Annotated in this window: 17 protein-coding genes; 5 read left to right on the forward strand and 12 right to left on the reverse strand. The window is 55.1% G+C overall.

All coding sequences use genetic code 11. From position 1 onward, the window contains the following. The first annotated feature begins 27 nt into the window (after positions 1-27). The 4 genes from ACLHV9_RS03535 to folA all read left to right on the forward strand — a co-directional run bounded on the left by ACLHV9_RS03535 (position 28) and on the right by folA (position 3,347). On the forward strand, positions 28-261 hold the full coding sequence (locus ACLHV9_RS03535) for a YgdI/YgdR family lipoprotein (protein ID WP_108089547.1): 234 nt from the start codon (positions 28-30) through the stop codon (positions 259-261). Positions 262-364: 103 nt separating this feature from the next. Further along, a complete protein-coding gene (gene kefF / locus ACLHV9_RS03540; RefSeq protein WP_108089548.1) occupies positions 365-895 on the forward strand; it encodes a glutathione-regulated potassium-efflux system oxidoreductase KefF in 531 nt (176 codons plus the stop codon). Next, a complete protein-coding gene (kefC, locus tag ACLHV9_RS03545; protein ID WP_407220174.1) occupies positions 888-2,753 on the forward strand; it encodes a glutathione-regulated potassium-efflux system protein KefC in 1,866 nt (621 codons plus the stop codon). The genes kefF and kefC overlap by 8 nt, the downstream gene beginning before the upstream one ends. 114 nt (positions 2,754-2,867) lie before the next feature. Continuing rightward, positions 2,868-3,347 (forward strand): type 3 dihydrofolate reductase, encoded by a 480-nt coding sequence (gene folA / locus ACLHV9_RS03550; protein WP_008502023.1) that lies wholly within the window; start codon positions 2,868-2,870, stop codon positions 3,345-3,347. A gap of 38 nt (positions 3,348-3,385) precedes the next feature. On the opposite strand, the gene apaH is transcribed toward folA, so the two are convergent. Genes apaH through lptD form a run of 6 tightly spaced genes read right to left on the reverse strand, consistent with a single transcriptional unit; the run spans position 3,386 to position 10,115 of the window. Then, positions 3,386-4,234, reverse strand: a complete 849-nt coding sequence (apaH, locus tag ACLHV9_RS03555) for a bis(5'-nucleosyl)-tetraphosphatase (symmetrical) ApaH (RefSeq protein ID WP_028016648.1) — start codon at positions 4,232-4,234, stop codon at positions 3,386-3,388. 4 nt (positions 4,235-4,238) lie between these two features. Then, complete coding sequence (gene apaG / locus ACLHV9_RS03560; RefSeq protein ID WP_028016649.1) at positions 4,239-4,616, reverse strand: Co2+/Mg2+ efflux protein ApaG; 378 nt, start codon at positions 4,614-4,616, stop codon at positions 4,239-4,241. 3 nt (positions 4,617-4,619) lie between these two features. Beyond that, positions 4,620-5,441 carry a 16S rRNA (adenine(1518)-N(6)/adenine(1519)-N(6))-dimethyltransferase RsmA gene (gene rsmA, locus ACLHV9_RS03565; RefSeq protein ID WP_013095540.1) on the reverse strand — a complete coding sequence of 274 codons (822 nt, stop codon included), beginning with the start codon at positions 5,439-5,441 and terminating at the stop codon, positions 4,620-4,622. Further along, positions 5,438-6,424 carry a 4-hydroxythreonine-4-phosphate dehydrogenase PdxA gene (gene pdxA, locus ACLHV9_RS03570; RefSeq protein ID WP_407220175.1) on the reverse strand — a complete coding sequence of 329 codons (987 nt, stop codon included), beginning with the start codon at positions 6,422-6,424 and terminating at the stop codon, positions 5,438-5,440. Before pdxA ends, rsmA begins: the two co-directional genes overlap by 4 nt. Continuing rightward, complete coding sequence (gene surA / locus ACLHV9_RS03575; protein ID WP_049005247.1) at positions 6,424-7,710, reverse strand: peptidylprolyl isomerase SurA; 1,287 nt, start codon at positions 7,708-7,710, stop codon at positions 6,424-6,426. The genes pdxA and surA overlap by 1 nt, the downstream gene beginning before the upstream one ends. Before the next feature lie 53 nt (positions 7,711-7,763). Then, positions 7,764-10,115 (reverse strand): LPS assembly protein LptD, encoded by a 2,352-nt coding sequence (gene lptD / locus ACLHV9_RS03580; protein ID WP_108089550.1) that lies wholly within the window; start codon positions 10,113-10,115, stop codon positions 7,764-7,766. Between the two features lie 238 nt (positions 10,116-10,353). Here lptD and djlA point away from each other — a divergent pair, with 238 nt between their 5' ends. Next, positions 10,354-11,169, forward strand: coding sequence for a co-chaperone DjlA (djlA, locus tag ACLHV9_RS03585; protein ID WP_028016653.1), 816 nt, complete (start codon positions 10,354-10,356; stop codon positions 11,167-11,169). 29 nt (positions 11,170-11,198) lie between these two features. Here the strand turns inward: djlA and rluA are convergent, their stop codons facing one another. The 6 genes from rluA to araB all read right to left on the reverse strand — a co-directional run bounded on the left by rluA (position 11,199) and on the right by araB (position 21,307). Further along, a complete protein-coding gene (gene rluA, locus ACLHV9_RS03590; protein ID WP_108089551.1) occupies positions 11,199-11,858 on the reverse strand; it encodes a bifunctional tRNA pseudouridine(32) synthase/23S rRNA pseudouridine(746) synthase RluA in 660 nt (219 codons plus the stop codon). A 12-nt stretch (positions 11,859-11,870) separates the two neighbouring features. Then, positions 11,871-14,777 (reverse strand): RNA polymerase-associated protein RapA, encoded by a 2,907-nt coding sequence (gene rapA / locus ACLHV9_RS03595; RefSeq protein ID WP_028016655.1) that lies wholly within the window; start codon positions 14,775-14,777, stop codon positions 11,871-11,873. A 127-nt stretch (positions 14,778-14,904) separates the two neighbouring features. Further along, positions 14,905-17,292 (reverse strand): DNA polymerase II, encoded by a 2,388-nt coding sequence (gene polB / locus ACLHV9_RS03600; RefSeq protein ID WP_108089552.1) that lies wholly within the window; start codon positions 17,290-17,292, stop codon positions 14,905-14,907. A 44-nt stretch (positions 17,293-17,336) separates the two neighbouring features. Then, complete coding sequence (gene araD, locus ACLHV9_RS03605; RefSeq protein WP_028016657.1) at positions 17,337-18,032, reverse strand: L-ribulose-5-phosphate 4-epimerase; 696 nt, start codon at positions 18,030-18,032, stop codon at positions 17,337-17,339. A gap of 52 nt (positions 18,033-18,084) precedes the next feature. Continuing rightward, positions 18,085-19,587, reverse strand: coding sequence for an L-arabinose isomerase (araA, locus tag ACLHV9_RS03610; protein WP_108089553.1), 1,503 nt, complete (start codon positions 19,585-19,587; stop codon positions 18,085-18,087). A 10-nt stretch (positions 19,588-19,597) separates the two neighbouring features. Further along, positions 19,598-21,307 carry a ribulokinase gene (araB, locus tag ACLHV9_RS03615; RefSeq protein WP_407220176.1) on the reverse strand — a complete coding sequence of 570 codons (1,710 nt, stop codon included), beginning with the start codon at positions 21,305-21,307 and terminating at the stop codon, positions 19,598-19,600. Positions 21,308-21,404: the final 97 nt, after the last annotated feature.

The raw sequence follows: 21,404 nt of genomic DNA on the forward strand, positions 1-21,404 counted from the left end.
ATCCAACTGAATGCAGGGGAAAACACCATGCAAAATAAATTACTGATCGCTTCCGTTCTGGCTGCTACGACAATGTTTACCGTTGTGGGCTGTTCGTCTAATCAGGCCGTAAAAACCACTGATGGCAAAACCATTGTCACCGACGGCAAACCGCAGGTGGATGACGATACCGGTCTGGTGTCGTATAAAAACGCCGAAACCGGTCAAACCGAGCAGATTAACCGTGACCAGGTAAAATCCATGGGCGAGCTGGATAACTAATTCAGAATTCTGCCGTTAGCCCGTCAATAATATTCACTATTAGCCTGCTGAATTACTGACTACACTCTTTTGTTAAAAGAAAGCAGTAACAACAGGCTAATCAATGATTCTGATAATTTATGCACATCCCTATCCGCAGCACTCGCATGCGAATAAGCGGATGCTTGAGCAGGTAAGGACGCTTGATAACGTAGAGGTACGTTCCCTCTATCAACTTTATCCCGATTTTAATATCGACATCGCCGCTGAGCAGGAAGCGGTTTCGCGCGCTGATCTGATTATCTGGCAGCATCCTATGCAGTGGTACAGCACCCCTCCGCTCCTGAAACTGTGGATTGATAAAGTCTTCTCCCATGGCTGGGCATATGGTCATAACGGCCATGCACTGAAGGGCAAAAACCTGATGTGGGCGGTCACGACCGGCGGTGGGGAAAGCCACTTTGATATTGGTTCCTTCCCGGGTTTTGACGTCCTGGCACAGCCTCTGCAGGCCACCGCGCTCTATTGCGGGATGAACTGGCTTCCGCCTTTTGCGATGCACTGTACATTTGTATGCGACGATGAAACGTTGCAGGCGCAGGCTCGTCATTATAAACAACGCTTACTTGAGTGGCAGGAGACGCACCATGGATAGCCATACGCTGATACAGGCGCTGATTTACCTCGGCGCGGCGGCGCTGATTGTGCCCGTGGCAGTACGTCTGGGGCTGGGGTCTGTCCTCGGCTACCTGATTGCGGGTTGCGTCATTGGGCCGTGGGGCTTTCGTCTGGTCACGGATGCAGAGGCGATTCTCCATTTCGCTGAAATTGGCGTCGTCTTGATGTTGTTTGTGATTGGCCTTGAGCTCGACCCGCAGCGTTTGTGGAAACTTCGTGCCTCGGTATTTGGCGGTGGCGCGCTGCAAATGGTGGCCTGTGGCCTGCTGCTGGCTGGGTTCTGCATTCTGTTGGGAATGGACTGGAAAGTGGCTGAGCTTATCGGCATGACGCTGGCGCTCTCCTCGACGGCCATTGCTATGCAGGCCATAAACGAGCGAAATCTGACGGTCTCTCAGATGGGGCGCAGTGCGTTTTCGGTGCTGTTGTTCCAGGATATTGCTGCTATTCCGCTGGTGGCAATGATCCCGCTGCTGGCGGCAAGTGGTTCCTCTACGACGCTTGGCGCTTTCGCTCTGTCGGCATTGAAGGTGGTAGGGGCGCTGGCGCTGGTGGTCCTGCTTGGCCGTTACGTGACTCGTCCGCTGCTGCGGTTTGTTGCCCGCTCAGGACTGCGTGAAGTCTTCAGTGCGGTGGCACTGTTCCTGGTGTTCGGTTTTGGTCTGCTGCTGGAAGAGGCCGGTCTGTCGATGGCGATGGGAGCGTTCCTCGCAGGCGTTCTGCTGGCGAGTTCTGAATATCGTCACGCGCTGGAAAGCGATATAGAACCGTTTAAAGGGCTACTGCTGGGACTGTTTTTCATCGGTGTGGGGATGTCAGTCGACTTCGGCACGCTGGTGACACATCCGCTGCGGATCATCATCCTGCTGGTCGGTTTCCTGGTCATTAAAATGGCGATGTTGTGGTTGATTGCCCGTCCGCTGAAGGTGCCGGGCAAACAGCGTCGCTGGTTTGCCGTGCTGCTGGGGCAGGGAAGCGAATTTGCGTTTGTGGTCTTTGGCGCGGCGCAGATGGCAAACGTACTCGAGCCTGAGTGGGCGAAAGCGCTGACGCTTGCCGTGGCGCTGTCGATGGCGGCGACGCCTGTTCTGCTGGTGGTGCTGACGCGTCTGGAAAAATCGGGCAGCGAGCAGGAGCGGGAAGCTGATGAAATTGACGAAGAACAGCCGCGGGTGATCATCGCCGGATTCGGGCGCTACGGGCAGATTGTAGGTCGTTTACTGCTGTCGAGCGGGGTTAAAATGGTTATCCTCGATCACGATCCTGACCATGTCGATACCCTGCGTAAATTTGATATGAAAGTCTTTTACGGGGATGCGACCCGTGTTGATCTGCTGGAGTCTGCCGGGGCGGCAAAAGCCGAGGTATTGATTAACGCCATCGACGATCCAGAGACCAGCATGCAGATGGTGGAACTGGTAAAAGAACATTTCCCGGAGCTGACCATTATCTCCCGTGCACGCGATGTGGATCATTATATCCGCTTGCGACAGGCGGGCGTCGACGCACCTGAGCGTGAGACGTTTGAAGGTGCGCTGAAATCTGGCCGTATGGCGCTGGAAAATCTGGGGCTTGGCGCGTATGAAGCGCGAGAGCGTGCAGACCTGTTCCGCCGCTTCAATACCGATATGGTAGAAGAGATGGCGGCGATGGCGGGTAGTACGGCCACTGAGCGTGCTGCAGTGTTTAAACGTACCAGTGCGATGCTGACAGAGATCATCAATGAAGATCGTAATCATCTGTCGCTGATCCAGCGTCATGGCTGGCAGGGCACGGAAGAGGGCAAGCACACAGGTAACCCGGAAGACGAACCAGAGAGTAAACCCTCAGTGTGAAGAGGTGTTGCCAGCAATAATAAAAAATTTCTGTTTCTTTACCCTGCCGCCAGTCGACGAAAGATTAAGCTTTCCGTATAGTGGCGGCAATTTTTTGCATCCGGGAAATTTTCAATGATCAGTCTGATTGCAGCGCTGGCGGTGGACCGTGTTATCGGTATGGAAAATGCCATGCCGTGGAACCTGCCTGCCGATCTCGCATGGTTTAAACGTACGACGTTAAACAAGCCGGTAGTGATGGGCCGCCTGACCTGGGAGTCGATTGGTCGTCCATTGCCGGGCCGTAAGAATATCGTTATCAGTAGCCAGCCTGGCACTGACGATCGCGTTGAATGGGTGAAATCCGTGGACGAGGCGATTGCCGCATGCGGTAACGCCGAAGAGATCATGGTGATTGGTGGCGGGCGCGTGTACGAGCAGTTCCTGCCAAAAGCGCAGAAGCTGTATCTGACGCACATTGATGCAGAAGTGGAAGGGGATACCCATTTCCCGGATTACGATCCGGATGAGTGGGAGTCTGTCTTCAGTGAGTTTCACGATGCGGATGCACAGAACTCCCACAGCTACTGCTTCGAGATTCTGGAACGTCGTTAAGTGATTTTCCCTCTCCCGTCCGGGAGAGGGAATAAACCTCAGGAGGCAACGGCCTCGTCTTCACCTAAGTCCAGCTGTCGGTTGGATGGCTGGACAAAGTAAGCTTTATCTTCCCAGCGCAAGCAGGTTAACTCTCCACCCCAGCAGCATCCGGTATCAAGACCGTAGATCCCTTCAGGCGTGCCTTTACCTTCCAGCGCAGCCCAGTGACCGAACACCACGCTGTATTCGTTTGTCACAGGCCCCGGAATGGCAAACCACGGTTTGAGCGGGGCGGGCGCACTTTCCGGTGTCTCTTTTGAATACATGTCCAGCTGCCCGTTCGGGAAACAAAAACGCATTCGGGTAAAAGCGTTGGTGATAAAGCGCAGGCGGGCCAGACCGCTGAGATCTTCGCTCCAGTGGTTCGGCATATCGCCGTACATGGCATCGAGGAAGAAAGGATATGAGTCGCTTGCCAGAACCGCTTCAACATCACGCGCGCAGGTTTTAGCCGTTTCAAGATCCCATTGCGGCGTGATCCCAGCATGGGCCATGACCAGCTTTTTCTCTTCGTCGACCTGCAGCAAGGGCTGCCGGCGTAGCCAGTTGATCAGATCGTCCGCGTCAGGCGCATCCAGTAATGGCGTGAGCCGGTCTTTGGGTTTGTTGCGACTGATCCCGGCGAAGACAGCCAGTAAATGCAGATCGTGATTGCCCAGCACCATGCGCACGTTGTCTCCCAGCGATTTGACGAAACGTAAAACATCAAGAGAGCCGGGGCCACGCGCAACTAAATCTCCCGTCAGCCAGAGTGTGTCCTGTCCGGGCGTAAAGTCGACCTGTTTTAATAATGCGATCAGTTCATCGTAGCAACCGTGAACGTCGCCAATCAGATATGTAGACATTAGATTAATGAATGAGTGTTGTAACGGCGAGACGGAACACAGGAATAGCAACGCGGAACACATTGCCATCAACGTCGACCATTTCGTAATGGCCTTGCATGGTACCCAGCGGCGTTTCAATCACCGCGCCGCTGGTGTACTGATACTCTTCGCCAGGATCGATATGTGGTTGTTCACCGACCACACCTTCACCCTGAACTTCGATTTCACGGCCATTACCGTTGGTGATAAGCCAGTAGCGCCCGCGCAGTTGCACAGGCATCCGCCCCAGATTGCGAATGGTCACGGTGTAAGCGAAGACATAGCGTTCTTCATCCGGTGAGGATTGAGATTCAACATAGACGCTTTGTACATGGACACAGACGCGGGGCGAATCAATCATGGCTTAACTCTCCTTCGGAGGCGCATTTTCACTGATGTAATTAGCCAGCTTGCAGTACTGCTCTACGGAGATGTTCTCTGCACGCATTGCCGGGTCGATACCCAACTCAGCCAGCACGTCAACCGTAAACAGATTACCCAGGCTATTACGGATTGTTTTACGGCGCTGGTTAAAGGCTTCCGTAGTGATACGGCTCAGTACGCGCAGATCCTTGACCGGGTACGGCATCGTTTTATGCGGCACCAGGCGCACAACCGCAGAGTCTACTTTCGGTGGCGGCGTAAAGGCAGATGGCGGAACTTCGAGGACCGGGATCACGTTGCAGAAATATTGCGCCATCACGCTTAAACGACCATACGCTTTACTGTTCGGCCCTGCAACCAGTCGGTTAACAACCTCTTTTTGCAACATGAAGTGCATGTCAGCAATGGCATCAGTATAGCTAAAGAGATGGAACATTAGCGGTGTGGAGATGTTATACGGCAGGTTGCCGAATACGCGCAGAGGCTGTCCCATTTTTTCTGACAGTTCGCCAAAGTTCATGGTCATGGCATCCTGCTGATAGATGGTCAGCTTTGGCCCCAGGAACGGGTGCGTTTGCAGGCGTGCGGCCAGATCGCGGTCCAGTTCGATAACGGTCAGTTCGTCGAGGCGTTCACCTACTGGCTCGGTCAGTGCGGCAAGACCTGGGCCGATTTCGACCATAGCCTGACCTTTCTGCGGATTAATGGCAGAGACGATGCTGTCGATCACGAACTGATCGTTGAGGAAGTTTTGCCCGAAGCGTTTTCGGGCTAAGTGGCCCTGATGGACTCGATTAGTCATTGAGTATTAACAATCATTTTGATGGCGAGATTAAGCGCCGTAATAAAACTGCCGACATCCGTTTTCCCCTGGCCTGCCAGATCCAGCGCAGTACCGTGGTCAACGGACGTTCGAATAAAAGGTAAACCGAGGGTGATATTCACCCCGCGGCCAAAGCCCTGGTATTTTAGCACGGGCAGGCCCTGATCGTGGTACATCGCAAGTACGGCGTCGGCATTATCCAGGTATTTCGGCTGGAAAAGGGTATCAGCAGGCAGTGGCCCGCTTAAATTCATCCCTTTTGCACGCATTTCTTCAAGTACCGGAATAATGGTGTCGATCTCTTCGGTGCCCATGTGCCCACCTTCACCAGCGTGTGGATTCAGGCCGCAGACCAGAACGTGTGGCTGTTTGATGCCGAATTTGGTTTGCAGGTCATGATGCAGGATCCCGATGATCTCCCGCAGCAGTTCCGGAGTGATGGCATCAGGGATGGCCTTAATGGGCAGGTGGGTTGTCACCAGAGCAACGCGCATCTCCTCCGTCGCCAGCATCATCACCACTTTCGGACTGTGCGAGCGTTCTTCAAAGAACTCGGTATGGCCGGTAAACGGGATACCCGCTTCGTTGATGACGCCTTTGTGCACGGGGCCGGTGATAAGCGCGGCAAATTCACCTTTCAGACAACCGTCGCAGGCGCGTGCAAGGGTTTCAACGACATAGTGGCCGTTTTCCGTGCTGAGCTGGCCTGGGACAACAGGCGTACGAAGGGGAACAGAGAGCAGCGTGAGCGTACCGGCTTGTTGCGGTGCTGGCTGTTGACCTTCAACGTAAGGGATAAGCGTTAAAGGCAGACCGAGCAGTGTTGCCCGGTCTTGTAACAGTGTTGCATCAGCGCAGACAACCAGTTCTACCGGCCAGCTGCGCTGGGCGAGCTGGACAACGAGGTCAGGCCCAATCCCGGCGGGTTCGCCGGGAGTGATAACAACACGATGCTGTTTCATTAGTTACTCAGAATTTTCACGTAAGCACTGGCGCGTTGTTCCTGCATCCAGGTTGCCGCTTCTTCAGAGAACTTACGGTTAAACAGCATCCGGTAGGCTCTGTCTTTCTGCGCCGCGTCCGTTTTATCAACGTTACGGGTATCCATCAGCTCGATCAGATGCCAGCCAAACGAAGAGTGAACCGGAGCACTGATCTGGCCCTTGTTCAGCTTCATCAGTGCATCGCGGAATGCAGGATCATAAATATCCGCAGCCGCCCAGCCCAGATCGCCGCCCTGGTTAGCAGAGCCTGGATCCTGAGAGAACTCTTTTGCAGCATTTGCGAAGGATGTTTTACCGCTCTTAATGTCAGCAGCAATTTGTTCCAGTTTCGCACGTGCCTGATCATCATTCATGATCGGAGAGACTTTCAGCAGGATATGGCGAGCATGGACTTCCGTAACGGAAATATTCTGGCTCTGCCCACGGAGATCGTTCACTTTCAGAATGTGGAAACCCACACCTGAACGGATTGGTCCGACGATATCGCCTTTCTTCGCTGTGCTCAGTGCCTGGGCAAAGATGGATGGCAGCTCCTGAATACGTCCCCAACCCATCTGGCCGCCTTTAAGCGCCTGTTGGTCTGCGGAGTAGGTGATCGCCAGCTTGCCAAAGTCACCGCCATTACGCGCTTGTTCGACAATAGAACGTGCCTGGCTTTCTGCTTCAGCAGCCTGATCGGAGGTTGGATTCTCTGGCAGTGGGATCAGAATGTGGCTCAGATTCAGCTCTGTGCTGGCATCATTCTGGTTACCGACCTGTTTTGCCAGCGCGTCCACTTCCTGAGGCAGGATCGTGACACGGCGACGCACTTCATTGTTACGCACTTCCGAAATCAGCATCTCTTTACGGATCTGGTTGCGGTAGGTGGCGTAGCTGATGCCGTCGTAGGCCAGACGGCTGCGCATCTGATCCATGCTCATGTTGTTCTGTTTCGCGATGTTAGCAATCGCCTGATCGAGCTGCTCGTCAGTGACCTTCACACCCATTTTTTGACCCATCTGCAGAACGATCTGATCCATGATCAGACGCTCCAGGATCTGGTGGCGCAACGTTGCATCATCCGGAAGTTGCTGGCCTGCTTCGCCCGAATTGAGCTTCACAGATTTCATCAGACCGTCAACGTCACTTTCAAGCACGACGCCGTTGTTAACCACAGCAGCGACCTTATCAACAACCTGGGGGGCCGCGAAGCTGGTATTCGCAACCATAGCGACACCGAGCAGCAGCGTTTTCCAGTTCTTCATACTTTTTCCATTTCAATTAACCGCAAAGCGGATTACGTTGCAAATCAAGCACATTACAAAGAGCTACGGTACGGCAGAATGTTGGAACGAAGCATTTTCTGCGTACCCAGACCGTAATTGGAACTCAAACCGCGTAACTCGAAGTTAAAGCCAATCACGTTATCGTATTCGCTTTGATTGTTTTTAGTATCCCAGCCGTTAAGTTTGCGTTCGTAACCGACGCGCAGCGCGTAACAGCAAGAGTTATATTGCAGACCCACCATCTGGTCAGCTGATTTACTGGTGTTGGTGTCAAAGTAGTAAGCCCCTACGATTGACCAGCGATCGGCGATTGGCCAACTTGCCGCGCCACCCACCTGCGAGATGCCGTCTTTATACTGTGCCCCAGTACCATAGTTTGGCAATGTGGCCTGAATATATTCCGGACTGGCGTAACGATAGGTCAACTGCACCATACGGTCTTCATCACGGCGATATTCAATGGCCGCAGTACTGTTGGCTATATTGTCCAGGCGAGTGTCATATTGCACTCCGCCACGCAGGCCCCAGCGCTCAGTCATACGCCAGTAAGTATCACCAGCCCAAACCAGTGAACCCGTTTTGTTGTCTTTCTCCCAGTTAATGTTGTCATCACCGGTTCGTGACTCGGTGAAATAGTAGATTTGACCAACAGAAACGTTAAAACGTTCAACGGCAGCATCATCATAAACACGCGATGTGACGCCGGTCGTTAACTGGTTCGCAGATGCAATGCGGTCAAGGCCACCGTAGGTACGGTCGCGGAACAGGCCGCTATAGTCAGATTGCAGTAAAGAGGAGTCGTAGTTATTGATGTTGCTCTGGTCGCGATAAGGCACGTACAGGTACTGCATACGTGGCTCAAGCGTCTGGGTATAGCCATCCGCCAGCAGGCCCATATTGCGTTCGAAGATTAGCTTACCGTCCATTTTGAACTGAGGAAGCGTACGGTTTACGGATTCCTCAAGATGGGCATTGTTGGTGGTATTGTAATCATCAATATTTTTCTGCTGATAGTGGGTCGCCATCAGCTTGGCTTCTGTGTTCAGACTTGCCCAGTCGTTCGACCATGGCAGGTTGATGGTCGGCTCCAGGTGAACACGCGTGGCTTCCGGCATATTGGCGTTTGTGTTTACAAAATGCACCGCCTGACCATAAATACGGGTATCGAATGGACCTACGTCATTCTGGTACCAGTTGACGTCCAGCTGTGGCTCAGCACCATAGGTACTTGCTGTTTGGCTGGAGAAGACCTGGAACTGCTTGCTTGTGACCGTTGCATCAAAGTTCTGCACCGCATAGCCAACGCTAAAGATCTGTGTGGCATAGCCATCGGTACTTGAACCGTATTTTGACGAGAAATCGTTGAAGTAGTTCGGGTCACTGACCTTGGTGTAGTTGACGTTGAAACGCCAGACCTGATCCATCACCCCGGAATGCTGCCAGAAATACATCCAGCGGTGCTTGTTACCTTCCGTTGGATGCTCGTCCTGGAAGACTTTATCCGACGGCAGATAATCCAGCTCCATCAGACCCGCACCGGCGTGAGTCAGATAACGGAACTCGTTTTCCCACATGATGTTGCCGCGCTTATGGATATAGTGCGGTGTGATCGTCGCGTCCATGTTGGGCGCAATGTTCCAGTAATACGGCAGGTAGAACTCAAAGTAGTTCGTGGTGCTGTATTTGGCATTAGGGATCAAGAAGCCGGAGCGACGTTTGTCACCCACGGGAAGTTGCAGGTAAGGGCTGTAGAACACAGGAACCGGACCCAGCTTGAAGCGGGCGTTCCAGATCTCGGCAACCTGTTCTTCACGGTCATGGATGACTTCGCTCCCGACCACGCTCCAGGTATTCGAACCTGGCAGACAGGAGGTAAAGGTACCATTTTCCAGAATGGTATAGCGGTTTTCACCGCGCTGTTTCATCAGGTCAGCGTCACCGCGCCCCTGGCGACCCACCATCTGGTAATCACCTTTCCAGACGTTAGTATCTTTAGTATTCAGGTTTGACCAGGCTTTCGGACCTTTCAGGATGACCTGATTGTCGTCATAGTGCACATTACCCAGCGCATCCACCGTTCGTACCGGCTCGGCCGCACCTTCCGGCTGCTTCTGGTGCAACTGCACTTCATCTGCCTGCAGGCGGCTGTTACCCTGGTTAATATCCACATTGCCCGTAAACGTGGCGTTGTCAGGATAGGTACCTTGGGAACTGTCGGCAGTAATGGTTACCGGTAAGTTATTTGTATCGCCACTCACCAGAGGACGATTATAACTTGGGACGCCAAGCATACACTGCGAGGCGAGATCGGCCGCCAGCCCCTGTTGACTGTACAGGGCTGTGCCAATCATTGTGGCCAGGAGGGTGGGGATACGTTTTTTCATACGTTGTATTTTATTGTTCCGTCATCAGTGGCTACGGCTTACAAACGCTCAGAGACTATCTTACTCATCAGCGCAGTACCAGCGTTAATCCTGCCGTTTGCGTGCCAGAGTGTTAGGCTCGCTATCGAATGACGAGTATGATAAAGCAAATTATAGGCGATGTCCTTCAATTGACCGTGGCTTGAACACTGTGATGATGGCGTTGCGTCGTCCAGGAATATGACTATCCGGGGAGTATATGCAGTATTGGGGTAAAATAATCGGCGTTGCGTTCGCCATCATCATGGGTGCCGGGTTCTGGGGAATTGTGCTTGGGCTTATTATCGGCCATATGTTTGATAAGGCGCGCAGCCGCAAAATGGCCTGGTTTGCCAACCAGCGCGAGCGCCAGTCCCTCTTTTTCTCAACCACCTTTGAGGTCATGGGGCACTTAACCAAATCCAAAGGACGCGTGACAGAAGCCGATATTCAGATTGCCAGCGTCTTTATGGATCGTATGAATCTGCATGGTGACTCCCGTCTGGAGGCGCAAAATGCGTTCCGCATCGGTAAATCGGATAACTATCCACTGCGCGACAAAATGCGTCAGTTCCGCAGCGTCTGCTTCGGACGTTTCGATTTAATTCGGATGTTTCTGGAGATTCAAATTCAGGCGGCATTCGCCGACGGCTCGCTTCATCCTAATGAACGTGATGTTTTATACGTCATTGCGGAGGAACTGGGGATTTCCCGTATGCAGTTCGACCAGTTCCTGCGGATGATGCAGGGCGGTGCGCAATTTGGCGGCGGCTATCACCAGCAGTCATCTGGCGGTGCCTGGCAGCAGGCGCAGCGTGGCCCGACGCTGGAGGATGCTTGCAATGTGCTTGGCGTAAAGCCCTCTGACGATCAGACCACGATTAAACGTGCCTATCGTAAGCTCATGAGCGAGCATCATCCGGACAAACTGGTCGCGAAAGGCCTGCCGCCAGAAATGATGGAGATGGCGAAGCAAAAAGCGCAGGAAATCCAGAAGGCGTATGAGCTCATTAAAGAGAAGAAAGGTTTCAAATAAGAAAAAGCCCGACGGCGTCGGGCTTTTTCTTAGAAGTCCACCGGGGCTTTAAACGTCATCGCGTTACCGAAGGCCGGGTGGGTAATGGTTAGCGTCTGGGCATGGAGCTGCAGACGTGGAGCCATCGCCAGCGCTTCCGGCGGCGCGTAGAATCGGTCACCCAGAATCGGATGCCCCATAGCGAGCATATGTACGCGCAGCTGGTGAGAGCGTCCGGTAATCGGCTTTAACAATACGCGCGCGGTGTTATCCGGCGAGTACTCCAGCACTTCATACTCGGTTTGCGCCGCCTTGCCGGTTTCATAACACACTTTCTGCTTTGGCCGGTTCGGCCAGTCGCAAATCAGCGGTAAATCGACCAGCCCTTCCTCCTGCGCCGGGTGACCCCAGACGCGCGCCACGTACTGTTTTTTCGGCTCGCGCTCGCGGAACTGGCGTTTAAGCTCCCGCTCCGCCGCTTTATTCAGAGCCACTACAATCACGCCGCTGGTTGCCATGTCCAGACGATGGACGGACTCGGCCTGCGGATAATCGCGCTGAATGCGCGTCATCACGCTGTCTTTGTGTTCATCCAGACGTCCCGGCACGGACAACAAGCCGCTTGGCTTGTTGACAACCATAATGTGCTCATCCTGATAAAGAATGACCAGCCAGGGATCCGTCGGTGGATTGTAGGGCTCCATTACCATTTCGCGCTCCGTTTACTGATGCGTCACAACGATGAGACGCAGGGCATCCAGACGCCAGCTCGCCTGGTCCAGGCTTTCCAGCACCTGCTGGCGGTTGCTTTCAATCGCCGCCAGCTCGTCGTCACGGATGTTCGGGTTCACCGCTTTCAGCGCTTCCAGACGGGAAAGTTCAGCAGATAACTTCTCGTCCGCTTCACTGCGCGCGGCATCAATCAGCACCCTGGCCGCTTTTTCAACCTGGGTTTCACCCAGTTGCAGAATGGCATGCACGTCCTGCTGAACTGCGTTGACCAGCTTGCTGCCCGTATGGCGGTTTACCGCGCTTAGCTGACGGTTGAAGCTCTCGAACTCGACCTGTGCGGCCAGGTTGGTGCCGTTTTTGTCCAGCAGCAGACGCACTGGCGTCGGCGGCAGGAAGCGGGTGAGCTGCAGCTGTTTCGGCGCCTGGGCTTCCACAACGTAGATCAGCTCGACCAGCAGGGTACCGACCGGCAGCGCCTTGTTTTTCAACAGGGAGATGGTGCTGCTGCCGGTATCACCAGAGAGGATCAGATCCAGACCGTTGCGGATCAGCGGGTGCTCCCAGGTAATGAACTGGGCATCTTCGCGAGAGAGGGCCACATCGCGCTCGAAGGTGATGGTGCAGCCATCTTCCGGCAGGCCCGGGAAATCAGGGACCAGCATGTGATCGGACGGCGTCAGGACGATCATATTCTCACCGCGATCGTCCTGGTTGATCCCGACGATGTCGAACAGGTTCATGGAGAAGCTGATCAGGCTGGTGTCGTCATCCTGCTCTTCAATGCTTTCAGCCAGCGCTTGTGCCTTTTCGCCACCGTTGGAGTGGATCTCCAGCAGACGGTCACGTCCCTGCTCCAGCTGAGTTTTCAGCGCGTCGTGCTTCTCGCGGCAAGATTTGATCAGCTCATCAAAACCGTCGGTTGTTTCTGGCGCTGCCAGGTAACCGATCAGGTCGCTATGAACCTGATCGTAAATGGTACGGCCTGTTGGGCAGGTATGCTCGAATGCATCCAGACCTTCATGGAACCAGCGCACCAGAACGGACTGAGCGGTTTTTTCCAGATACGGAACGTGGATCTGAATATCGTGCGCCTGACCGATACGATCCAGACGACCGATACGCTGCTCCAGCAGATCCGGGTTAAACGGCAGATCGAACATCACGAGATTGCTGGCGAACTGGAAGTTACGACCTTCAGAGCCGATCTCAGAACACAGCAGAACTTGTGCGCCGCTGTCTTCTTCACCAAACCAGGCTGCCGCACGGTCACGTTCAACAATAGACATGCCTTCGTGGAACACGGCTGCACGAATACCTTCACGCTCACGCAGAACCTGCTCCAGCTGCAGTGCAGTGGCAGCTTTCGCGCAGATCACCAGCACTTTCTGAGAACGGTGTGCGGTCAGGTAGCCCATCAGCCACTCTACGCGTGGGTCAAAGTTCCACCAGGTGCCGGTATCACCTTCGAATTCCTGGTAAATTTGTTCCGGGTAGAGCATGTCACGCGCACGTTCTTCGGCGGTTTTACGCGCCCCCATGATGCCGGACACTTTAATCGCCGTCTGGTACTGCGTTGGCAGTGGCAGTTTGATGGTGTGCAGTTCGCGTTTCGGGAAACCTTTCACGCCGTTACGGGTGTTACGGAACAGAACACGGCTGGTGCCGTGACGGTCCATCAGCATATCGATCAGTTCTTTACGTGCTGATTCCGCGTTGTCACCTTCGCTGTTGGCTGCCTGCAGCAGCGGTTCAATATCCTGCTCGCCAATCAGATCGCTCAGGGTATTGAGTTCGTCATTGGACAGACGCTTGCCCGCCAGTAAAAGGGCGACAGCGTCGGCAACCGGGCGGTAGTTTTTCTGCTCTTCAACAAACTGCTCAAAATCATGGAAACGGTTTGGATCGAGCAGGCGAAGACGTGCAAAGTGGCTTTCCAGCCCCAGCTGTTCCGGCGTTGCGGTCAGCAGCAGGACGCCAGGTACACGTTCGGCAAGCTGTTCGATCGCCATATATTCGCGGCTCGGCGCATCTTCGCTCCAGACCAGATGATGCGCTTCATCGACGACCATCAGATCCCATTCGGCATCGCACAGGTGTTCAAGACGCTGCTTGCTGCGGCGCACGAAGTCCAGCGAGCAAATCACCAGCTGTTCGGTTTCAAACGGGTTGTCCGCATCGTGCTGGGCTTCTGCGTAGCGTTCGTCGTCAAACAGCGAGAAGCGCAGGTTAAAGCGGCGCAGCATTTCGACCAGCCACTGGTGCTGCAGGGTTTCAGGAACCACAATCAGCACGCGCTCGGCTGCGCCAGAAAGCAGCTGTTGATGCAGGATCATACCGGCTTCAATAGTCTTACCCAGACCCACTTCGTCTGCCAGCAGTACGCGAGGTGCATGACGACGGCCGACGTCATGGGCGATATTCAACTGGTGAGGGATCAGGCTGGTGCGTTGACCACGCAGGCCGCTCCACGGCATACGGTACTGTTCACTCTGGAACTTACGGGCGCGATAGCGCAGAGAGAAACGATCCATGCGGTCGATTTGCCCGGCAAACAGGCGGTCCTGCGGCTTACTGAAAACCAGTTTGCTGTCGAGCAGCACTTCACGCAGGATGACATTGGTCTCGTCAGTGTCCAGGCGAGTGCCAATGTAGGCGAGCAGTCCATTCTCTTCTTTTACGTCTTCAACCTTGAGCTGCCAGCCGTCATGGCTGGTCACGGTGTCACCCGGATTAAACATCACGCGGGTCACAGGGGAGTCATTGCGAGCGTACAGGCGGTTTTCACCAGTGGCAGGGAAGAGGAGGGTAACCATGCGCGCATCGACGGCAACGACAGTTCCTAATCCGAGTTCGCTTTCTGTATCGCTGATCCAGCGTTGACCAAGTGTAAAAGGCATAGTTGTTCGGCTCTAATCTTTAATTGCAGGCAATAGTTCGACCCCGTCAAAAAAGACGGTCATCGAAAAATGGGTCCGGGAATGGAAAGGGCGCTATGGTACTGGATGGCAGCCATTTCGTCACGTGTCAAAATAGGCCAAGTTGCCCTGTCACTAGTGTAGCAAAATCATCGTCGATGAAGGGTAAAATTCCCTCTGCAACGGGCTGGAGCTGGCGCGTCAGGTAGTGATCGTAATCGAGTGGCGACTGTTGATAATCAACAGGTTCCGGGCCGCTGGTGGTCCAGACATATTTGATTGTCCCCCGGTTTTGATACTGCGGCGAGCGACCCCGTCGCACATTCTCTTCATCCGCCAGACGGGCGGCGCGCACGTGTGGCGGTACGTTGCGCTGGTATTCAGCCAGCGGGCGGCGCAGGCGTTTGCGATATACCAGTTGATCGTCCAGCTCGCCGGCCATCAGGCTGGCAATGGTTTCGCGCACGTAATCCTGATAAGGCTCATTGCGAAAGACTCGCAGATAGAGCGTTTGCTGGAACTGTTGCGCCAGAGGAGTCCAGTCGGTGCGTACCGTTTCCAGCCCTTTAAAGACCATCCTCTGCGCGTCGCCTTCCTGAATCAGCCCGGCGTAGCGCTTCTTGCTGCCCTGATCGGTACCGCGAATGGTGGGCATTAAAAAGCGGGCAAAATGGGTTTCATATTCCAGTTCTAACGCGCTGGTTAACCGCTCTTTTTGCAAATGCACCCGCCACCAGTCGTTTACGTAGGCAACCAGCGCTTTGCCGATTTGCGCGGCATCGTCTTCCGAATGTGCACCCTTAAGCCACACAAAGGTGGAGTCCGTGTCGCCGTAGATGACGTCATAGCCCCTGGATTCAATCAGCGCTTTGGTCTGTCGCATGATCTCGTGACCGCGCATGGTGATCGAGGAGGCCAGCCGTGGGTCGAAGAAACGGCAGGCGCTGGTACCCAGCACGCCATAAAAGGCATTCATGATGATTTTTAGCGCCTGTGAGAGCGGCTTATTGCCGTGGCGCTTGGCTTCGTCGCGACCGTGCCAGATGCTTCCGACGATCTCCGGCAGACAGTGTTTTTCGCGTGAGAAGCGAGCCCCGAGAAAGCCTTCGGTGCTGTGCTCATCATCCGGTTGGGCCATGCCCTCAACCAGCCCGACGGGATCGATCAGGAAGGTGCGGATTATCGACGGGTAGAGGCTTTTGTAGTCCAGCACCAGCACGGAGTCATACAACCCTGGCCGGGAATCCATGACATAACCGCCGGGGCTGGGCTGCGGTGGTACCTCTCCGAGATTCGGGGCGACATACCCCGCACGGTGCATGCGGGGGAAGTAGAGATGACTAAAGGCCGCCACGGAGCCGCCGTGTCGATCGGCTGCGAGACCGTTTACCGTCGCACGCTCCAGCAGGAACGGCATAATCTCGGTTTTGTGGAAAATCTGCGTGACCAGCTCGCAGTCTTTCAGGTTATAGGTGGCAAGCGCCGGTTTATCTTCGTTAAAGCGCCGGTCTATTTCATCCATTCTGTCCCAGGGGTTGTCGATAGATTTGCCTTCGCCAAGCAGCTCCTGCGCGACGGCTTCCAGAGAGAACGAAGAGAAGTTCCAGAAAGCGGATTTCAGTGCCTCAATGCCGTCGATAATCAGGCGGCCGTTAGCCTGGGCAAAGAATACGCCGTTTTTAAATCCATGTTCGCGCCATTCTATTTCCGTGTTGCCACGTCCCAGCATCAGCGGAATTCGGTACCGCTCGGCGTGTTTTTGCAACACCCGCAGGTCAAACTGCACCACGTTCCAGCCAATCAGCACATCGGGGTCGTACTCGGCAAACCACTGATTCAGTTTTTCCAGCAGATGAGGACGGCTGTTGACATACTCCAGCCGGAAATCCAGCGCGGAGGCATCGCCATTCGGCGGTCCGAGCATATAGACAACCCGATCGCCGCAGCCTTCCAGACCAATGCAGTACAGTTCCCCGTGGCGGGTGGTTTCGATATCCAGCGACACCCATTTCAGCGGCGGGCGATAGTGCGGGTTGGGCTTCAGGCGTGCATCGACAATTCGGCCGTTTTGCTCGGTGCCATCGACCCAAACCGGTGCGGTAATAAACCGCTCCATCAGAAAACGCTCCGGCGGACGGATATCCGCTTCATAAAGCGTGACACCTGCTTCACGCAGCAGTTTTTCATAGCGCATTAATTGCCGGTGGGCGCGACAGTAAAGTCCGTAAACCGGCTGACGGTGAAAATCCTTCAGTTCAAGCGGCGTGATGCGCCAGTTATTTTCGCCGCGCAGCAACTGCTTCGCTTTTTCGACGTGTGCCTCAGGAATAAAGGCCACGGATTCCTGTGGCGGCAGCGTAACATTCAGCGGGCCGTTGTCCGTTGCCAGCCAGAATGCAACCTCAGTACCTTGAGGGGTATCCCGCCAGTGTCGGGTCAGTAAAAAGCCTTCTTGCGCCTGCGCCACGCCGTTATCCCATAAAACAAAACCAGGCATGATTATAGCCTGGTTGAATAGTTTATGCTGGGTATATATACAGTTTATTGCCCGTAATAGGCTTTCGCACCGTGCTTGCGCAGATAATGTTTATCCAGCAGGGTTTGCTGCATATCCGGTAACTGCGGCGCCAGCTGGCGACAGAAGATCCCCATATAGGCAATTTCTTCGAGTACTATTGCGTTATGCACTGCATCTTCCGCGTTTTTCCCCCAGGCAAACGGGCCGTGGGAGTGCACCAGAACCCCCGGCATCTGAGCCGCGTCGATTCCCTGCTTTTCAAAGGTTTCGACAATCACGTTGCCGGTTTCCCACTCATATTCACCGTTGATCTCTGCATCGGTCATTAAACGGGTACAGGGAATGGTGCCGTAAAAGTAGTCCGCGTGCGTGGTGCCAGTGGCCGGGATGGACTGGCCAGCCTGCGCCCAGATGGTCGCATGGCGTGAATGGGTGTGGACAATGCCGCCGACCGTCGGGAATGACTGGTACAGCAGACGGTGAGTTGGCGTATCAGAGGAGGGCTTTTTCGTTCCTTCCACTACTTCGCCCGTGGCGATACTGACCACGACCATATCTTCCGCCGTCATTACGCTGTAATCGACGCCGGAAGGCTTGATCACAAACACGCCTTTTTCCCGATCAACGGCGCTAACGTTACCCCAGGTCAGGGTGACGAGATTGTGTTTCGGCAGCGCCAGGTTGGCTTCGAGTACCTGACGTTTGAGTTCTTCTAGCATGTAATCCTCCAGGAAAAGAGGCCCGCCCTGCGGCAGGCCAAAGATTCCCCTGTTAACGTTTTGAACCGTAATAGACTTCGTTCCAGCGCAGCGCGTCTTTGAAGGCTGGCAGGCGGGTATCGTTATCAATCACGGTCAGCTCGATATCGTGCAGTTCGGCAAACTGACGCATGTCATTGAGATCCAGTGCGTGGCTGAAGACCGTGTGGTGCGCACCGCCGGCCAGGATCCAGGCCTCTGACGCGGTTGGCAGGTCAGGCTGTGCTTTCCACAGGGCGTTGGCAACCGGCAGTTTAGGCAGGGAGTGCGGCGTTTCAACCGCGTCGACGCAGTTGACCAGCAGGCGGAAACGATCGCCCAGATCGATCAGGCTGGCGTTGATAGCCGGGCCAGTACGCGTGTTGAAGATCAGACGCGCCGGATCGGCTTTGCCGCCGATACCAAGGTATTGCACGTCGAGGATCGGTTTCTCTTCGACGGCGATAGAAGGGCACACTTCCAGCATGTGCGAGCCGAGCACCAGGTCGTTGCCGTTCTCGAAGTGGTAGGTGTAATCCTCCATAAAGGAGGTGCCGCCCTGCAGACCGGTTGACATCACTTTCATGATGCGAAGCAGAGCGGCAGTTTTCCAGTCGCCTTCGCCCGCAAAGCCGTAGCCCTGCTGCATCAGACGTTGCACTGCCAGGCCTGGCAGTTGTTTCAGACCGTGGAGATCTTCAAACGTGGTGGTGAAAGCGTGGAAGCCGCCCTGTTCCAGGAAACGCTTCATGCCCAGCTCAATACGCGCCGCGTCCAGCACGTTCTGGCGCTTGTCGCCGTTGATCTGTGCCGCAGGCGTCAGGCGATAGCTGCTTTCGTACTCATCCACCAGCGCGCTCACGTCGCTATCGCTGATTTCATTCACCACCTGGACCAGGTCGCCCACGGCCCAGGTATTCACGGAGAAACCGAACTTGATCTGCGCGGCCACTTTGTCGCCGTCGGTCACAGCGACTTCACGCATGTTGTCGCCAAAACGCACCACTTTCAGGTGGCGGGTATCCTGTTTCGATACCGCCTGACGCATCCATGAGCCGATACGTTTTTGCGCGTGCTGATCCTGCCAGTGGCCAGTCACGACGGCGTGCTGCTGACGCATACGCGCGCCGATGAAGCCAAACTCACGGCCGCCGTGCGCGGTCTGGTTCAGGTTCATAAAGTCCATGTCGATGCTGTCCCACGGCAGGGAGGCGTTGAACTGGGTATGGAACTGCAGCAGCGGTTTATTGAGGATCGTCAGGCCATTGATCCACATTTTGGCGGGCGAGAAGGTGTGCAGCCACACCACCATCCCGGCGCATTTATCGTCGTAGTTGGCGTCCCGGCAAATGTGAGTGATTTCGTCCGGCGTGGTGCCCAGCGGTTTCAGCACCAGTTTGCACGGCAGTTTAGCTTCTGCATTCAGCGCGTTAACGACGTGCTCCGCGTGTTTCGTCACCTGTTTCAGTGCTTCCGGCCCGTACAGATGCTGGCTGCCAATCACAAACCACACTTCATAATTATTAAAAATGGTCATCGTCGTGTCCTTAATGGGTCAGGGTTGCCGTAGTGTCCGCGGTGCTTTTGGCCGGGGCGGCGACAGGGAGATAGTGGAGTTCGGCGCTTTTTGCCCATTGCTGGTAGCGCTGATAAAGCTGTTCAAAGCGCTGCGCCTGTGAAGCGCGCGGCTGCAGGGTGTTTTCGACGGCGCTCGCCATATGCTGCTGAGCCGTCGGAATATCCGCGTGAACACCCGCGGCGACGGCGGCGAAAATTGCCGCGCCCAGCGCGCAGCACTGATCGGAGGCCACAATCTGCAGCGGACGGTTCAGCACGTCGCAGCAGGCCTGCATGATCACCGGGTTTTTACGGGCGATACCGCCCAGCGCCATCACGTTGTTCACGTCGATGCCCTGTTCGGTGAAGCACTCCATAATGGCTCGTGCGCCAAACGCGGTGGCGGCAATCAAACCGCCAAACAGCGCAGGTGCGTCGGTTGCCAGGTTGAGATCGGTAATCACCCCTTTCAGGCGCTGGTTAGCAAACGGCGTACGGCGGCCGTTGAACCAGTCCAGCACCACCGGGAGATGATCGAGAGACGGATTTTTTGCCCAGGCGTCAGTGAGCTGTGGCAGGAGCTGTTTTTTGCTCTCGGCTATCTGGGTTTTCAGTTCAGAATGTGCCGCCGCCAGCTGATCCAGCGGCCAGCCCAGCACGCGGCCAAACCAGGCGTAGATATCACCAAACGCAGACTGACCGGCTTCAAGGCCGATAAAGTCCGGCACCACGCTACCGTCAACCTGGCCGCAGATACCTTTTACCGCGCGGTTGCCAACGGTGGATTTATCGGCCGTCAGAATGTCGCAGGTCGAGGTGCCGATCACTTTCACCAGCGTATTGGGTTGTGCACCTGCGCCGACTGCGCCCATATGGCAGTCAAACGCGCCGCCGGAGATGGCCACATTCTGCGGAAGCCCAAGACGCTTCGCCCACTCTTCGCAGAGCGTGCCGACGGGAATATCTGCGGTGAAGGTGTCGGTAAACAGCGGATATGTCAGGCTCTTGTTGATGATCGGGTCGAGTTCATCGAAGAACGCAGCCGGAGGCAGGCCGCCCCAGCTTTCGTGCCACAGAGATTTATGCCCGGCGCTGCAGCGACCACGACGGATATCCTGCGGGCGGGTGGTGCCGGAGAGCAGAGCGGGAACCCAGTCGCACAGTTCAATCCAGGAGACGGCCGCCTGGGCAACCGATGCGTCTTCGCGGGTAACGTGCAGGATCTTGGCCCAGAACCATTCGCTGGAGTAAATCCCGCCGATATAGCGCGAGTAGTCTGTTTTACCCGTTTGATGGCACAGGCGGGTGATGGCTTCGGCCTCTTCCACGGCGGTATGGTCTTTCCACAGCACGAACATGGCGTTCGGGTTGTCGGCAAACTCAGGGCGCAGCGCCAGCACGCGGCCTTCCGCATCCACAGGGGCTGGTGTAGAACCGGTACTGTCGACGCCAATCCCTACAATCTCTGCCCGCTGAGCATCAGTCAGTTCAGCGAGGACGGTTTTGATTGCCGCTTCCATTGACTCGATGTAGTCACGCGGGTGGTGACGGAACTGGTTATTTGGCGCATCGCAGTAGCGCCCCTCTTGCCAGCGCGGGTACCACTCAACGCTGGTTGCTATCTCCTGGCCGGACGTACAGTCCACTGCCAGCGCGCGAACCGAGTCGCTGCCAAAATCGAGGCCAATCGCAATTGCCATGGTGTTGCTCCATCAAAAAAACAGGTATGGAAGAACATTAGAGACTGGGGGCGAAAATCGTCAGGCAGGATTCGCTAATCTTATGGACTAAATTGCT

The organism is Enterobacter sp. CPE_E890 (assembly GCF_046521475.1).
Classification (GTDB): Bacteria; Pseudomonadota; Gammaproteobacteria; order Enterobacterales; family Enterobacteriaceae; genus Enterobacter; species Enterobacter adelaidei.

What these genes read in the sequence shown, in the direction of transcription:
- ACLHV9_RS03535 (WP_108089547.1), top strand. Translation starts at nt 28, where the DNA reads ATGCAAAATAAATTACTGATCGCTTCCGTTCTGGCTGCTACGACAATG.
- kefF (WP_108089548.1), top strand. Translation starts at nt 365, where the DNA reads ATGATTCTGATAATTTATGCACATCCCTATCCGCAGCACTCGCATGCG.
- kefC (WP_407220174.1), top strand. Translation starts at nt 888, where the DNA reads ATGGATAGCCATACGCTGATACAGGCGCTGATTTACCTCGGCGCGGCG.
- folA (WP_008502023.1), top strand. Translation starts at nt 2,868, where the DNA reads ATGATCAGTCTGATTGCAGCGCTGGCGGTGGACCGTGTTATCGGTATG.
- apaH (WP_028016648.1), bottom strand. Translation starts at nt 4,234, where the DNA reads ATGTCTACATATCTGATTGGCGACGTTCACGGTTGCTACGATGAACTG.
- apaG (WP_028016649.1), bottom strand. Translation starts at nt 4,616, where the DNA reads ATGATTGATTCGCCCCGCGTCTGTGTCCATGTACAAAGCGTCTATGTT.
- rsmA (WP_013095540.1), bottom strand. Translation starts at nt 5,441, where the DNA reads ATGACTAATCGAGTCCATCAGGGCCACTTAGCCCGAAAACGCTTCGGG.
- pdxA (WP_407220175.1), bottom strand. Translation starts at nt 6,424, where the DNA reads ATGAAACAGCATCGTGTTGTTATCACTCCCGGCGAACCCGCCGGGATT.
- surA (WP_049005247.1), bottom strand. Translation starts at nt 7,710, where the DNA reads ATGAAGAACTGGAAAACGCTGCTGCTCGGTGTCGCTATGGTTGCGAAT.
- lptD (WP_108089550.1), bottom strand. Translation starts at nt 10,115, where the DNA reads ATGAAAAAACGTATCCCCACCCTCCTGGCCACAATGATTGGCACAGCC.
- djlA (WP_028016653.1), top strand. Translation starts at nt 10,354, where the DNA reads ATGCAGTATTGGGGTAAAATAATCGGCGTTGCGTTCGCCATCATCATG.
- rluA (WP_108089551.1), bottom strand. Translation starts at nt 11,858, where the DNA reads ATGGTAATGGAGCCCTACAATCCACCGACGGATCCCTGGCTGGTCATT.
- rapA (WP_028016655.1), bottom strand. Translation starts at nt 14,777, where the DNA reads ATGCCTTTTACACTTGGTCAACGCTGGATCAGCGATACAGAAAGCGAA.
- polB (WP_108089552.1), bottom strand. Translation starts at nt 17,292, where the DNA reads ATGCCTGGTTTTGTTTTATGGGATAACGGCGTGGCGCAGGCGCAAGAA.
- araD (WP_028016657.1), bottom strand. Translation starts at nt 18,032, where the DNA reads ATGCTAGAAGAACTCAAACGTCAGGTACTCGAAGCCAACCTGGCGCTG.
- araA (WP_108089553.1), bottom strand. Translation starts at nt 19,587, where the DNA reads ATGACCATTTTTAATAATTATGAAGTGTGGTTTGTGATTGGCAGCCAG.
- araB (WP_407220176.1), bottom strand. Translation starts at nt 21,307, where the DNA reads ATGGCAATTGCGATTGGCCTCGATTTTGGCAGCGACTCGGTTCGCGCG.